The organism is Nodularia chucula CCY0103, from assembly GCF_963923915.1.
Classification (GTDB): Bacteria; Cyanobacteriota; Cyanobacteriia; order Cyanobacteriales; family Nostocaceae; genus Nodularia; species Nodularia chucula.
In genome coordinates this window covers 1-15,502 of record NZ_CAWUOL010000038.1, presented here as the reverse complement: position 1 = coordinate 15,502, position 15,502 = coordinate 1, and the positions used below count along the sequence as shown (strand labels likewise).

General features: G+C 41.5%; 13 protein-coding genes. 6 read left to right on the top strand and 7 right to left on the bottom strand.

The features are described from left to right. Positions 1 to 22: 22 nt before the first annotated feature. The 5 genes from ACM0OP_RS12475 to ACM0OP_RS12455 all read right to left on the bottom strand — a co-directional run bounded on the left by ACM0OP_RS12475 (position 23) and on the right by ACM0OP_RS12455 (position 6,190). Positions 23 to 3,250 carry a glycoside hydrolase family 15 protein gene (locus tag ACM0OP_RS12475; protein WP_414528730.1) on the bottom strand — a complete coding sequence of 1,076 codons (3,228 nt, stop codon included), beginning with the start codon at positions 3,248 to 3,250 and terminating at the stop codon, positions 23 to 25. A gap of 475 nt (positions 3,251 to 3,725) precedes the next feature. Then, a complete protein-coding gene (locus tag ACM0OP_RS12470; protein WP_414528729.1) occupies positions 3,726 to 3,956 on the bottom strand; it encodes a hypothetical protein in 231 nt (76 codons plus the stop codon). A 154-nt stretch (positions 3,957 to 4,110) separates the two neighbouring features. After that, entirely contained in the window at positions 4,111 to 5,085 is a 975-nt protein-coding gene (ygfZ, locus tag ACM0OP_RS12465) for a CAF17-like 4Fe-4S cluster assembly/insertion protein YgfZ (RefSeq protein WP_414528728.1), read from the bottom strand. 64 nt (positions 5,086 to 5,149) lie between these two features. Continuing rightward, positions 5,150 to 5,797 carry a tRNA (guanosine(46)-N7)-methyltransferase TrmB gene (gene trmB / locus ACM0OP_RS12460; RefSeq protein ID WP_414528727.1) on the bottom strand — a complete coding sequence of 216 codons (648 nt, stop codon included), beginning with the start codon at positions 5,795 to 5,797 and terminating at the stop codon, positions 5,150 to 5,152. A 90-nt stretch (positions 5,798 to 5,887) separates the two neighbouring features. Beyond that, positions 5,888 to 6,190 carry a sll1863 family stress response protein gene (locus ACM0OP_RS12455; RefSeq protein ID WP_414528726.1) on the bottom strand — a complete coding sequence of 101 codons (303 nt, stop codon included), beginning with the start codon at positions 6,188 to 6,190 and terminating at the stop codon, positions 5,888 to 5,890. A gap of 462 nt (positions 6,191 to 6,652) precedes the next feature. On the opposite strand from ACM0OP_RS12455, the gene ACM0OP_RS12450 reads away from it, so the two are divergent. After that, the gene (locus tag ACM0OP_RS12450; RefSeq protein WP_414528725.1) at positions 6,653 to 7,756 is read left to right on the top strand and encodes a metallophosphoesterase family protein; all 1,104 of its coding nucleotides are present in this window, start codon (positions 6,653 to 6,655) and stop codon (positions 7,754 to 7,756) included. Positions 7,757 to 7,759: 3 nt separating this feature from the next. Here the strand turns inward: ACM0OP_RS12450 and ACM0OP_RS12445 are convergent, their stop codons facing one another. Next, on the bottom strand, positions 7,760 to 9,001 hold the full coding sequence (locus ACM0OP_RS12445) for an FIST signal transduction protein (RefSeq protein ID WP_414528724.1): 1,242 nt from the start codon (positions 8,999 to 9,001) through the stop codon (positions 7,760 to 7,762). A gap of 715 nt (positions 9,002 to 9,716) precedes the next feature. Between ACM0OP_RS12445 and ACM0OP_RS12440 the strand changes: the two genes are divergently transcribed. From ACM0OP_RS12440 to guaA, 5 genes are all read left to right on the top strand, one after another. Next, the gene (locus ACM0OP_RS12440; RefSeq protein ID WP_414528723.1) at positions 9,717 to 9,950 is read left to right on the top strand and encodes a Calvin cycle protein CP12; all 234 of its coding nucleotides are present in this window, start codon (positions 9,717 to 9,719) and stop codon (positions 9,948 to 9,950) included. A 502-nt stretch (positions 9,951 to 10,452) separates the two neighbouring features. After that, positions 10,453 to 11,046 (top strand): DUF3177 family protein, encoded by a 594-nt coding sequence (locus tag ACM0OP_RS12435; protein WP_414528722.1) that lies wholly within the window; start codon positions 10,453 to 10,455, stop codon positions 11,044 to 11,046. Positions 11,047 to 11,051: 5 nt separating this feature from the next. After that, entirely contained in the window at positions 11,052 to 11,351 is a 300-nt protein-coding gene (locus ACM0OP_RS12430) for a DUF7734 family protein (RefSeq protein ID WP_414528721.1), read from the top strand. 225 nt (positions 11,352 to 11,576) lie between these two features. Then, positions 11,577 to 12,692, top strand: a complete 1,116-nt coding sequence (cbiD, locus tag ACM0OP_RS12425) for a cobalt-precorrin-5B (C(1))-methyltransferase CbiD (protein ID WP_414528754.1) — start codon at positions 11,577 to 11,579, stop codon at positions 12,690 to 12,692. A gap of 223 nt (positions 12,693 to 12,915) precedes the next feature. Further along, positions 12,916 to 14,535, top strand: a complete 1,620-nt coding sequence (gene guaA / locus ACM0OP_RS12420) for a glutamine-hydrolyzing GMP synthase (RefSeq protein WP_414528720.1) — start codon at positions 12,916 to 12,918, stop codon at positions 14,533 to 14,535. Positions 14,536 to 14,636: 101 nt separating this feature from the next. On the opposite strand, the gene ACM0OP_RS12415 is transcribed toward guaA, so the two are convergent. Then, the coding region (locus ACM0OP_RS12415) for an NACHT C-terminal alpha/beta 1 domain-containing protein (protein ID WP_414528719.1) at positions 14,637 to 15,502 on the bottom strand (866 nt) is incomplete at its 5' end.

Genomic DNA, 15,502 nt, shown 5'->3' with positions numbered 1-15,502 from the left:
AGTAATTTGCATATTTTCTGCGCTATTTTGTGGGAATTGGGGTTTCGATTTCTTGGACAAATTCTGTGAGGAATCGGAAGGCTTTTAAGATGTAGTTTACGCAGTCTTGAGGTGAGGTGTTATAGAAGGAGTTCCAAGCTGAGGCTTTGTCTTCGTCGTAGCGATCGCCTCTTTCGGGATTTTGCTCTAACCATGCTAGTCTGACTGCGTGACCGATTAATACGTCTAGCACTATATATTCTTCAATTTGTAAGCTGGGATTATTGGCTACTATTGTGGCTAATTCCATTAAGGCTTCAATGTTGACTTTGCGGTATTCGGGCGCTTCTATTTTGTTGAGTAAATGCTCAATTCTTAACGCGAAGTTCTTTTCCCCTGGGGTCATTTCTGATAATATCAATTCACTGTCTAAGCGATTCCGGCGCTCTAGTTTATCGCCAATCACAATCCCTTTACAATGTTTCATTAATAGCCAAACTTGCTGAAAAAATTCTTTGGGAACTCGGTTTAATGCTCCTTCTGCTTGACGAAATCTCCGCCAACCACCTTGGGGAACTGGTGTTTGTTCTGTCTCTGTGGGTCGCACTACCCAAGCAATATCTGTTTCTTTTTGCTTGACGTGTAAGGATTCCTGTTGGCGTAACAAGTTACTAATACCTGTGTATCCTGTTAATACTTTATTTAAGCGCATTTTCACTTCAAAGGGTGAAAGTTCCATTAATCTTTCGTATGCTTCGTCTTGAGTTACTCCCAATTCTTGTGCTAATTCACTGGTAATTAATAGGATCAGATAGCCAACTCTCAGAGTTAGCAATCCTTGAAATAGTTCGGGTTCCGATCGCATTAACACACCTAGATAGATAATAATTTCTTGGGTGAGGACGCGATCGCGGATATCTTCACGACAAAAGTTATTAATTTTATCCGTAATTTCCCGGTGGGGCATCGGCACGGAAATCAGGGATGATTTACTGTAAGCTCTACCTACAGCGATTTGCTTACCTCTGACCAAAATACTTGTGACTGTATCGGATAAGCTGATATCAACCATCTGTCTGAGTCCAGCTGCGCGACGTACCACCGCCCAGATACCTAAATCTCCCGCTTTGGTGTAGACTTCATCCAGTAAATCAGCTACTGTCACCGGATGCTGTGAACCACCAAAACCAGTATCAAAGGTTAGCCCTTCTAAACGAATCAAAGTTTGTAATAACTCGATTTGTTCATAAAGATTTTCTGATGAACGCAAGGAAGAAAGCAGCAAGGCCAAGTCAGTTTCCCGTTCCATTTGAAATTCTTGGGTATTTCCTAACCGCGAATTTCCCCCACGATTGTAAGCCAAGTAATAGCAACGGGGACCAGCATTTTGCATCGGTGATTGGGAAAAGTCCTCATCTTGGAGAAAATCAATCCTTTGCATCCCTGCTGTCAGCATCAGTTGATTCAGTCGTCCCAATTTTACAGTTACACCGTTACACACACCATTTTTAAATTCCTGCATCAGTTCTAATAAAGCCTCAGAACCGATTTCTAACATGGTATGGGTTAACATTAAAGTCAAAGTAGGACGACCTAAATCAATCCAATAATCTTGAATATAAGCAAGTTCACCTCTAATTTGATCTAGGAGAAAGTGATAATCTAAAGTTAAATAAAACTGTTGCGAATCCAAAAACGAAGGTAAAAATACTATGGTTTCGCCGTGAATCCGAAAAAAGCGAGATGTGGTCAAACTCCGCAACCGTCGCACCGGACGACCAGTTAAACCCAGTTTATCGTTACGTCCAATTTGGGTGTAAATAGCGGAAAGTTCCTCGGCTTTCCTAACTTGAATTGGTTCTACTTGCTTGGGTGTTTGAGTTTCAATTCCATGCACTCTGAGTTTGATTTGTAAGTCTTCATCTTCGGCTAATAAAACAATTTGTACCAAAGGTTCGCGTTTTTTACCTATACATAAATGTCTACCTAATGGGTCGATATCCCCAACAGCTAGTAAGCCTTCATTTAAGAGTTGACCGAGAAAATATAAACTTTGCGCCCAGACTAAAGGGATATTTTCGTTAGGTAATCGGGTTTGACTTTGGGGATTTAATCTTTCCGCTTCGACATTTTCATCCGGGACGTAATAAAGTTCTGGTAATAAACCCACGCCATCATGTTCAATTAGTAATGACTCTAAACGTGATTGATAATCTTTAATTTGCTGGCTATCACCACGAAATAACCCATCTAAAAATAAATAAGTGAAAAATAACGGCCATTCACACTCAATATTTTCAAATTGTTTCAGTTCCCAAGGTTCGTAGTGTAAACGTTGGCTATCTTCTAAAACTGTTTGGTGTCCATCTCGTAAGAAGCGTTTGCAACCATATTTTCCTTGGAGTTTGCGGATAATATCATTAAATGTGCGATCTCGTAATTGCACATCTTCAATCGCAAAAGCCGGATAACTAATAATACTTAACAGTGCGGCATCAATTTCTTTAGAGGCTGATTCTCTAGGTAATAAAGATTCTAAGGTAATCCGGGCGCGGGCGATTTCATCTGGGAGAACATGAATTACTGATGCTTGACTACCACGCACACCAAATAAATCTAATCCGTTGATAGCTTCTAAGGCTGCTTTCGCCATACCTACAGAACTTGCATTTAATTCCGCACTACCATGATTAATTTTATTTCCCCGTTCCCAAATGCCGAAATCTGGTGTCCGGTAAGCGCGTCCAATATAGTAAACTAAGTTTTGGATAAAATTGACTTCATCCACGGTATAAATAATTTGCAATCCGGAAGCGGTCATCTCTGCCAACATCAGTAGAAATATAGATGTAGCATCGATTTGTAAATGTCCCCATTCGTCATCCCCGACGACGATATCGCCTGTGGCTGTGTTGTATTTGGCGTGTAAACCATCCAGGGGGGATTGAGTATGTTTAAATTGTTCTACTTTGTGGGATTGACGCAACATAGCAAACAGTAGCCCCCGCATCAGCTTAATGACGCTATGCTCTAGTTCATAAGTGCGTCCTTTATCCTCATCAATTTTACGGTATGCGAGGGCTAAACCCCAAACGCCCAAAATGCTGTAAACATTGTCTCGTACCCAAGCATCTGTATAATCACCGTGGGCGGTTATTGCTGTACTCGCAGGAAGCAAACCAGTAATAGGGTTCTGACGCGCTAGGATAATTGTTTTGATTTGCTGGTAGTAAACTTCTAATCGAGCTAGCAATGCGGTGACTGTTTTCATAATTTTTTTAATTTTGGGAAACCTTGTAAAAGGAGAATCTATAGTTTTGAATGATATTGGTTTAGAGACTTCCTCATAAAATACCCACCAAAAGCGCACATAATCTCTCTATTCCTCATTTCTCAGTGTTCTGTGTGGCTCTGTGGTTTGTTTATTTCCGGTAAATCCCTGTGTCACAGGACGAAATTAAGCCTGAAAGTAGTAATACTAATTTAATATACTTGATCATGGCTGCCAATATCAATCAATAAAATAACCATTTCTAACAACTGCTCATCTTCAGATAAATTAAAGATAATTCTACAATCATAAGCAACAGAAATAAGACCACAAGCCGGTTAATTTTCCTGTTAATTTATGGGATTTTAAAGAGGGTGTAAATGGATCATCTGCCAAAAGCCGTAATACTTTAACAATTTGATTCTTTAATTCAGGTTTTTTCTTGATTACTTTTCTAAAAGACCGCTTAAATCCACTACTCCAGACAACTTCCATGATCATTTCCTAGTAAATCAGCAATCAAATCATCAACACTTCTTCTCTTGGCTGTGCCATCATTAAAAGCCTGCATGAGTTCCTGAGCATTAGCCAAAATTTCCACCCGCCTATTCTCAATTCTCTGCTGGCGAAGAAACTCAAACAAATAGTCCAGTTCTTCTGTGGGCAAATTTTCAATAGAATGTAGAATTTCTTGTAAATTCATCATATCGCTATCCTCATCAAGTTAACTCTATTTTAGAGTCTAGAAAAATATTAATTGCACAAAAAATAAGGCATCCTCTCAGGGATCTAATATGAGTTATTAGATATTTTATAAAATATGCCTCTTTCAGAAATAATTGATTAATTTTCATAAGAGTTTATTCGGGGTATTCGTGAGATACAAAGGGGATTTCCACAACTTCACCTTCAGTTTCTCCTACTTGCACTTTTAAACCGACACCACCTGCTTTGCTGCGAATGTAACCTAGTCCAAAATGACCGTCTGTAGTTTCAGTATAACTGGTAAGTTTACCAACTTTTTCATCTCCAATGGCGATCGCACTGCCAACTTCCACAGGTGCATTCAGGCGGATACCCCAGAGATATTGTTTGACACCTTTATATGTATTTAACCGGGCGATGGTTTCTTGACCAATGTAACAACCCTTATTAAAGGAGATGGTTTGCCATAAACCCACTTCTAGAGGATTGTAATCATCTGTGAGTTCGGAATCTGGGGCTGGTCTTCCTTGTAAAATGCGTAATGTTTCCCAGGCGCGATCGCTCAATTCTACCGCCCCTAATGTTAAAATCTTTTGCCAGAGTTGCTCTTTTTGTGCAGTGGGTAAAATCAGCGTATATCCTGGTTCAGCCAAGCCACTACCCACAGCCACTATCACCCCATCAATTTGCAAATGATCACCATAGGGTTTACCGATAATTGACCCAGCACCCAAATGTTCTACAATGGCATTACTTTTTGCACCGATGAGGCTAAAAGTTGAGGTTTCTTCTGTGACATCTTTCAGTACCACTTTATCCGCAAAAAAGATATATTTATCCAGCCATTGAAATAAAGATTGACGACGATTTGGGGAAGTGAGTAACAGCACTGCATCCTCTAAAATGTAGGCAGTCACTAGGTCAATGGTGCGGGCGGTGGATGACACCATTACGGTATCACAGCCCTGTCCTGGCTGGAGACTTTGAAAATCGTTAGTGCTTTGATTGTGTAAAAACCGAATGCGGTCACTGTCAGAAACACGGATGCGTCCCCAGTGGGTGCGATCGCATATAGCAACCCCTGCTGGGATAGCTGCTGCATCTTGAAGATCACTTGCAGATATTGGCATAGTAATGAGGAGTTGCCCTGTTTTAAAATTATCGTTGAGGAAATTTTAGCAAATTACCGCCGAATTAGAATCCTGTAGTTTTTCTCACAAACATAGCCCGATATACGGGTTCACCTTTGTTTTGAGTACCTATTTCCCGTTCTGTTGCTACGGGTAAAGGATTTTCTGTTAACCATTCTCCTGTACCTAGTGGCTCAAAATTGGCATTTTCCGCAAAGCGCGATCGCATTTCGGCCGCGACAAACTCCACATCCGATTGCAGAAACACAGTTCCCCCCACCGCCAGATAATCAGCTAATTCTGTGACTAATTCTGGTTGTACTACCCGGCGTTTAGCATGGCGGGTTTTAAACCAAGGATCAGGAAATTGAATACTTACACGTTGTAGCGTTCCTGGAGGTAAAGAGGATAACAGAGACTGCAATGAATTATTCACATTGCAAAATAAATAATGGAGATTGGTTAAACCCAGTTCACCACGTAACTGATTCGCTTCTACCACCAACGGTTCCCGAATTTCCAAACCCAGAAAATTCCAGTCAGTTTCTAGCTGCGCCATTTGCAACAAAAATCTCCCCCTAGCGCAGCCAATATCTAAATGTAGCGGTTGGTTTGGCTGGGGATAAACTTTTTCCCATTCTAGGGCGTTTGCTGGCGTTTGATACTTTTTCGCCAGTGGATTCACGTGTTGGCGGACTCTGACTAATGCCAAAATTGATATTTCTCCTTTCTGTTAAAAAAACGAGCGCCGATCAACGCTCGGAATACTCATTGTATGATTTTCTGCTATCAGCCTGAAGGATTATGATGGCTTGTTATCTCGAAATTTTGCGGCTGCTTCTTCAAAGGCGCGACTTAATTCATCCCAAGCACGTTGAAATCCCACTTGTAAAGTTACCCAGGCTTCATCTCCCGCAGCTTTTAGAGTCTGAAGCTGCTGATGAACTTCATCTTGCTTCGTCTTGAGAAAAACAATTTTTTGGTTGATGTCAGCTTCTACATCACCCCGTGCTTGATTTGCTTTGGCTTGTAGTTGATCAATTTTTGCACCCAATTCACTGAATCGAGCTTCCATGCTTTCTTGATAGGCTTTTTTATCTTCCATTTTGCTTTATCTAGTAGTTTCAGGGGTTTAACTCCCTGTTTCGTTTACTAGCATAGATTATTGTTGATATCTTTGCTTTATGGATGAGCGCTGATGCTCAATCCACTCCTGATAAATATCAAGTCCTTTATTTCTCAGAGATTTCTGAAGATGAAAATGACTTAATCTTGTATGTGATTGACACTAAAATTTTGGCTTTTAAATAGATATTTATGCTGCATAAACTCATGCCAATTCTATCTGAATACCAAATTTATATAGAGACGTTATCTAAAATTTATTAACTTTACAATGGATATCATAACTTGGCTTCTATGCCACCCAAGGGAGAAATGCCATAAAGTCTCTCAAGCAAAATAGATAAACTGGATAAAAGCTGACTGATCCCGGATTTCTCAGCAACGGTTATACTTTGTATAAAAGAAGTTTTTCAGATTGTTTTTAACATTATTCTAGAAATCAATGGCTCTAAACTTTCGTTTTGCTGTAGTTAGCGACCTACATATTGCCCTTCCCCATACTATTTGGGATCATCCTAGCCGATTTCATTTAGTGGAAGTGAGTATCCCCGCTTTTGAAAGTGCAATAGAACATTTAACACAACTTAATTTAGATTTTCTCTTGCTTCCGGGAGACTTAACTCAGCATAGCGAACCGGAAAATCATTTGTGGTTACAAGAAAGATTAGCACAATTACCTTTCCCGACTTATGTTATTCCTGGTAATCATGATGTTCCGGTGCTAACAGCCAATGAGCAATCAGTGGGTTTTGCGGATTTTCCCTACTATTACCGCAAGTTTGGCTACGAAAATCCTCAGCAACTTTACTATACACATCAATTGTTGCCGGGGGTGCGCTTAATTGGTCTTAATTCTAACTTTTTTAATGCACAGGGTGAATTGATAGGGCGTTTAGATTCTGCACAATTGAGATGGTTGGAGGAGGTATTAGCCGCCGCAGATGAGGATTTAGTATTGGTGATGGTACATCATAATGTTGTGGAGCATTTACCAGAACAATCGCGCCATCCTATAGGTAAGCGCTATATTTTAGAAAATTCTGGGGAATTGTTACAAATTCTGCGGCGTTATGGTGTCAATTTGGTATTTACAGGACATTTACACATTCAGGATATTGCTTGCTCGGAAGGTGTTTATGATATTACAACTGGTTCTTTAGTGAGTTATCCTCACCCTTATCGGGTGTTGGAGTTTCAACAGGATAATTCCGGAAAACAGTGGTTACAAATTTTATCCCATCGTGTAGAAACAGTACCTGATTTTCCCAATTTGCAGGATTTATCACGGCAATGGATGGGCGATCGCTCGTTCCCGTTTTTAGTTAAACTATTAACTCAGTATCCCTTAAATTTACCATTGGCAGAAGCGGAACAATTAGCTCCGAGTCTGCGAGATTTTTGGGCAAATATTGCTGATGGTGATGGTTTATTAGACTATCCCCAGTTTCCGCCGACTTTGCGTAATCATATTCAAACCTATGGTGCGATCGCCAATAATATACCCACCTTGATTGATAATCATACTTGTTTATTATTAAACCAGTAGAACTCACTCAGCACTGAGTTGGCGACAAATGCCAAAAACTGAGGTATAGCCGTGGACAAAGGTACTACCACTTACCGGGCCGATTTCGCCATTACAGAAAAAACCACCTATGGGTATATCGTGAACGTAACGCCGGAATAACTCCGAATCAAAGTTGGACTTACCGTAAAGACCTTGACCTCGACCGACACAGGAAAACATAAAAGCCGCAGTTGCAGAGGGTTGGGAAAGTTGTTGATTTTGATATTGCTCTAGAAGTAATTCCAGGTCTTCAGCCGAAGCTTCGGCATCACGCAGTTGAAATTGTAGACGTTGACCAGGACGAATGATATCACCAATTGCGATCGCCCCCACAGATGGATCTACCCCCAAAATGCTGCGAATTAAAAAGTCTCCCTGTTGTAAAGAAAGTTTAAACTGATCCATCACTATCCCCACAAACAGAGAATGTTGTGCCAGCATCCGTTCTTGTTCACTCAGACCACCAATTAAATCTCGTAACACCACTAGCGGCACTTTTTCATCCAGTTCCAAAATGATATTACGTTCAGCCTTTGTGACTTGCATCGGCTCCCCAATCGGTCTGCATCCCTGAGCCACAATGGTTTCTAAAACAATATTCCCACTCAAAGCCAACCCCACCGTTCCCTGACGATATAAGCCTTGGTGCAATCCCTCAGAAGAAGCATCATGACAAAACAGCGCTAACTGACCACCAGAACCCGCAGAACTAGCCTGTCCGCCGATAATTACCGAGCCAGGGTAGGCAAAATCCAAACCCTGCAATAAATCATTAATTTTGGAAGAAAAAGCACTAGATAGCAAAATGAATTGCGGCGCTGGAGATGGTTTCACACCAATTACATCTATCCAAGCATCTGGGGAACTATCCAAATCAGGTAATTCTTCTGCCAATACATGAAAAACTTGCAGATTTACCCCCGGCAAATGCCCCAATGTCAGGCTAATAGCGGGTTCTGCCTCTAATTCTTGAGGTTCTCCACTAGCTGTAGTCCCAATTACCCCCAGACCACTACAGCCAATCATCACAGGTACTGAAAGTTTTTCTGCAAGCAAGGGTAAAAGCCGGGAATACTCACTCGCAAAAGCAGACGAAATGAATACCAGCCCTAAATCCGCAGGTGCTGCTAACGATGAGACAGCCTGTTCCACTACATCTGTAACAGCTGCTTCTAAAGAAGGACGGGTTGATAGGGCATTCGCCCACTGCATTTGCTCTGCCATGAATTTTCGGCTGATTTTTTCTTAGTTTAGTAGTATTTGATTTCTACCCCTACTACATACACCAAATGTATTGTATGATTATACTTTTATAGTACGGATACTACAAAATTTTTCCCGTTAAATAATCGTGTAGTTTGACACTCCCCGCGATAAATCGACGGGGATTCTTGGTTCAACGAAACCACTTAACCTAGAGTCCTTGCGTCGTCTAAACCAGAGGTGGGATTCTCCCCAAGCGTTAATTCGGGTATGCCCTACCCTATTTGCATTAGTGCAAGTCCTGTTTTGTTTGAAACAATGTGTTTCAAAATGCTGATTCGTCTAGCCCCTATAAACCTTTTACCTACTGCTAGGAGGAAACTAGAATAATGCAGTAGAACCGCATAGATTGAATTATCAAGGTACAGTGCTTTGTCTTTCGACAGCTAGGTTTTTTAAGTGGTTGATTACCTTTCCACTACAATTACTATAGTAGTATATTAGTACACTAATGAATTACAAGCCGTCGTAGAACCCTGCCTGTCGGCAGACAGGGACGGGGAACCTCCAAGCCAATTTTTCGGTAAAAATCCATCTCTTGTATTGAGCATGGATCAATAAGCTAAAATACTCAATGTAACAGCTAAGTGGTTAGAATGGTTAACGATAGAACAAAAAGATGCCATTCTTAAAGTTTTTCTATACTGCTACGGAAACCACACAAAGAGACTAAACTATGAGCGATATCCAAGAAAAAATCCAAGAAACAATTGAGTCAGAAATAGAACAAGCCCGCGCTGTCTGCGACATTTCAGGTAAAGACTCTGCTGAGTGTGCGGCGGCTTGGGATGCAGTAGAAGAACTGCAAGCTGAAGCCTCTCACCAGCGTAACAAGAAGCCCAAAAATTCCCTAGAACAGTTCTGTGACGATAACCCAGAAGCGGCAGAGTGTCGGGTTTATGAAGACTAAAAAGTGAGCCGGTGAGTTTATTTTTGCCGCATCAGCAAGCAACTAGAATCTACTGACTGATATCTTGCACCTGAGCGAACCCCAGATTAAATAGAACTTCTTCCTGTTTCAGAGGGTAAGTGAATAATTCTCAGTTTGGGTGAGTCGAAAAGATTTGTATTGAGGGTCTATGATCCTCAAGATCAACTCCCAAAGACTATAAAAATCGGGCTATTTTGAACATACTAGTTCATAATTTACCCAAGAGTTCCTCAATTCTCCCGATGGTGTTGTAGGCTTATGCAAGATATTTCAGTGAAAGATTTGCCAGTTGCTTGTTTTTTTTAACTAGAACTTAAGCAAATCTCAGCATAACTGATTTAAATTTATAGCAACCCCCAAGGACGTTAGAACATAAACCGATCATAAAATTTAGACACCGAAAAGCTTTTACCCTACTCCCCACTCCCCACTCCCCACTCCCCACTCCCCAGCTATATTATTGCTAATCTCAAAAAAAATTATGAATCAAGTTTGGTTTCGCCAGTTTGTCTGGATTGACTATCGACTGGCATTGTTATTTTTAGTATTTATACCTCTAATCCTGATAATTTGGGCATTTGTCCAAAAAGCCGAAGGGATGCAACGCCTATTAACTATTTACTGGCGGGTATCCAGTTTGCTAGCAATCACAATTTATTTAATGATTGCTCAGTACCCAGTCAGCTTTATCTCCGCTTGGATGGCGCGCATCCTGATTCCCATTTCCCTGTGGTTTTGGGTGGATATTAATGATGAAATAGATTATCAAGCCAGTACCCCTTTGAAGCTCGTTTTTACCTCTTGGCGTTGGGGTGTCAGTATTTATTCTATTTTAGGTGCAATAGCTCTAGTGCCTTTTTTGGGGTGTGCTATTTCCCCCACCGCGATAAACACTCCCTACTGTCAGGTTTGGTTTCAAGCACCCTTAATGTTTAAACAATATTTCCATTACAACAGCACGCCTGGTTTCCTGGGCTTTCTGGGTATAGTTAGTTTAATAATTTATGTAGTTTACCTCACTTACTTTGTCCTCGTGAAGCTCGCTAAACAGGGACGTTCAGCTGCACAACAGTAGTAATAATGAATAATTCTATTGGTAAGCGCTTGGAACAATACACCACGAAGCGCCCGCAAGAAGTATTATTGGTGACAGTACAAATCGGCGATGAGCAAGATAAAGTTGCCATTTTTAAAGGTTTCTCTAGTTCCTTGATGCGTCCAACTGCATTTGACCCAGATGTAGAAGTCATCCCCGATGCAGCCATAATTCTGAGTGTGGATCGGATAAAAAGTCCTTATAATCCCGAATCTCCTGACTATATCCAAACTGCAATTTCTGCGGAAGCTATGGAAGTTTTACTCTCAGAAGTTGGTGTTTAATCGGGACTGGGGACTGGGGACTGGGGACTGGGTACTGGTGATTGGGGACTGGGGACTGGTGATTAGGTATTGGGTATTAGGTATTGGGTATTAGGAAGTAACAATCTTTCCCCCACACTCCCCACACCTCCCACACTTCCCACACCTCCCACACCTCCCACACCTCCCACACCCCCCACACCCCCCACACTCCCCACACTCCCCACACCTCCCACACACTCCCTCATGTCCCGTTCTGGATACACTCTCCCGGTTTTTGCCTGTGCTGCGGCTATGGCGGCGTTACATTGGTTACGTCATCGTCAACCTCTGACATCTATTTCCCTAGACTTGATTTCACCAGCGCAAATGGCAGAAATCCCCATTGAGCAGGTAGCAGGACTATCTGAAAATATGGCTTTGGCTATGACTCGCAGTGAACCGGGTGATAATCTCGATTTGACGAGAAATACTCCTATTTGGGCGGTGGTGGAATGGCGGGTAGGAGATGGGGAACGGGTGATTATTCAAGGTGGGGAAGGAATTGGGAAACAGCTAAATGCTGGTAATCAGCCGGCGATTTATGCTTATGCTCAAAATCTGCTACAAGAAAATCTCTGTGGGATGCTTGCACCTGATGAGAAAATTACGGTGAATATTATCTTACCCTTCGGGCGATCGCTTGCTGTGCGTACTTCTAATTCGGCTTTTGGTGTGGTGGAAGGACTTTCGCTGTTGGGGACAAGTGGGATTTCTCAACCTTTAAGTACACCAGATCAATTGGCGGCTTTTCGTCGGGAATTACAAGATAAAGCCAGTCGGTTTACCAGTTTGGTATTTTGCATTGGCGAAAATGGTCTAGATTTAGCGCGTCAACTTGGTATTAATCCGGAACAACTGGTAAAAACTGCTAACTGGCTGGGACCATTGTTAGTGGAGGCTGATGTTTTGGGGGTTAAAGAAATCTTATTATTTGGCTATCACGGTAAGTTGATGAAATTAGCTGGGGGGATTTTTCACACCCATCATCATTTGGCTGATGGTCGTCGGGAAATTTTAGCCGCCCACTGCGCTTTAGTGGGTTTAAAGTCACAAGATATACAAGCTGTGTTTCATAGTCCTACGGCGGAAGCGGCATTAAAATACTTAAAATCCTTAGATGCTGAAACAGGTAGTGATTGGGTAAATCAAGTTTATGGTGCGATCGCCCAAGCTATTGATACACGTTCTGTAGAATACATTCAAAGTCATAGCAGTAGAGGTAAAGATACCACTGTTTGTGGCTCAATTCTCTTCGACCGCGATCGCCAAATTATCGTTAAGAGCAAAATCGCTTGCATCTTCAGCGAAAAATTGTGTTAATTTATTATGAATAATCATAAATAATCCCCATAAATAATTTTTTCGGTACTCACTCCTAGTTAAATCATTCTTTTTAACACCATGCCATAAGCATAGGCTAGCAAACACTTACTACCTAGTGTGGGCGATCCACTCTCCTATCTACCAGCTAAACCAGACGGTAAGCCGGATCTAGTTTAGACCAGATACAATCATCTACCTTACATTCACAACTCCCCCCATCATGAATACATCGGTGACTCTACAGACCGAACAAGGGTCTCAAATAGAAAATTTGGGGCTACTAGATCGACAAATGATTGTCATTTTAGACTTCGGTTCACAATATTCGGAACTCATAGCCCGTCGCATCCGCGAAACTCAAGTATACTCCGAAGTTCTTTCCTATCGCACCACACCCGAACAGTTACGCAAGCTAAACCCCAAAGGCATCATTCTCTCTGGTGGTCCCAATTCAGTTTATGATGATTACGCTCCTCACTGTGATCCGGAAATCTGGAATTTAGGCATACCCATCTTAGGTGTTTGCTATGGAATGCAGTTGATGGTGAAGCAACTTGATGGGGAAGTAGAAAAAGCCGAACGTGGCGAGTATGGCAAAGCATCATTATATATAGATGACCCCACAGACTTGCTAACTAACGTCGAAGATGGCACAACCATGTGGATGAGTCATGGAGATTCAGTCACCAAAATGCCACCAGGGTTTGAATTGTTAGCCCATACAGATAATACTCCCTGTGCGGCGATCGCCGACCACGACAAAAAACTTTATGGTGTACAGTTCCATCCCGAAGTAGTACATTCTCTGGGTGGTTTACCATTAATTCGTAACTTTGTTTATCATATCTGCGATTGCGAACCCACCTGGACAACAGAAGCGTTTGTTGAGGAATCAATTCGGGAAATTCGCGCCAGAGTTGGTAATAAGCGGGTACTGTTAGCATTGTCTGGGGGTGTAGATTCATCCACCCTGGCCTTTTTGCTATATAAAGCGATTGGAGAACAGTTAACCTGTGTGTTTATCGACCAAGGCTTTATGCGGAAATTAGAGCCAGAAAGGTTACTGAAGCTATTTAAAGAACAGTTTCATATTCCTGTAGAATATGTCATGGCGCGCGATCGCTTCCTCAGCATGATTGAGGGTGTTACAGATCCCGAAGAAAAACGCCGCCGCATCGGACATGAATTTATTAAAGTATTTGAAGAAACATCCAAACGCCTGGGACACTTCGACTACTTAGCACAAGGTACACTGTATCCCGATGTCATCGAGTCTGCTGATACCAACGTCGATCCCCAAACAGGCGAACGGGTAGCAGTCAAAATTAAAAGTCATCATAACGTAGGTGGTTTACCCAAAGACTTGCGGTTTAAACTTGTAGAACCATTGAGGAAACTGTTTAAAGATGAAGTCCGCAAAGTCGGGCGTTCCATTGGTTTACCAGAAGAAATTGTCCAACGCCAACCCTTCCCCGGCCCTGGTTTAGCAATTCGCATCTTAGGAGAAGTCACCCCCGAACGGTTGAATATTCTCCGTGATGCTGATTTAATTGTCCGTCAAGAAATAAACAAACGTGGTTTATATCACGATGTTTGGCAAGCCTTCGCCGTATTATTACCGATTCGCAGTGTCGGCGTAATGGGTGATAAACGTACCTATGCTTACCCCATTGTCCTCCGCATAGTCACCAGTGAAGACGGGATGACTGCTGACTGGGCGCGCATACCTTACGAAGTTTTAGAAGACATTTCTAACCGCATCGTCAATGAAGTAAAAGGTGTTAACCGTGTGGTTTACGATATCACCTCCAAGCCACCTGGAACCATAGAATGGGAATAATAGTTTCCCAGTTGAATTAACCAAAAAACGTAGGGTGGGTTACGCTGTCGCTAACCCACCAAAAACCTGATATTTGCTGTATCTAAAGTGTAGCAATCATGTCATTGCATCTCATTAACCCAACTTTGAATAGCACTGAGTAAATTTGACTGATTTCGTGGAAAACCTCTCAATGGTGCGTCTAATGGTTTTTCAGTGATAAAAGCAATATGCAACACATCTGTTAGTTTATGACAGAAATTCACAATTGACTGATTTGGTTCACAGTCATGGATAATTAAAGCGAGTTTTTCTGTTTGCAGATGCTTTGTAATTGTGGGAATAATTCTTTTCAGTTGAGGTGCGTTGTTAACTGCGGGAATTTCTGGAAGTTCGGTAAAAACTCTCCAGTAAATTTGGTTGCAGATTTCTTGAGATATGGCGCTGATATCTGTTTCGCCTTGGAGTGTTGTCAGGTTGAGGACAAGCGGGTGTATTTTATCTGTGGGTTTGAGTTGAGTCAGGAGAGAATCAGTATCTGTAAATTGGGTTTCTAAATTTTGAATTGGCGATGAGTCACCATGCAAAGTGCGGTAAAATTCCGGGTAAGTCATATTTTGAGCGGAGGAAACAAGAAAATCTCTACAGGTTTCATAAGCAATTGAACTTGGTGGTCGGTTTTCTGCAATAAATTTTGACTTCTCGTCTCCAAAATATAATAAACTTTTCGGTTTCTCTTGTTTATTTTCATCACACCATTCCGATAATCTTTTTTCCCATTTTTGATGTTCTTTATACCACTTATCAAAATGAAAATAACTGGTAGAAAGATTGCCTTTAAATATTTCCTTAATAAAGGGTATATCAAGACTAAAATTAGTAAAAGATATAAATTCAGAAGATATTGAACGTTCTATCAAAAGTGCGTCACTGATAAGTAGGTGGGCGAGGCAAAACCTAAATGTATAAAGCAATGTTAAGAGGAGAA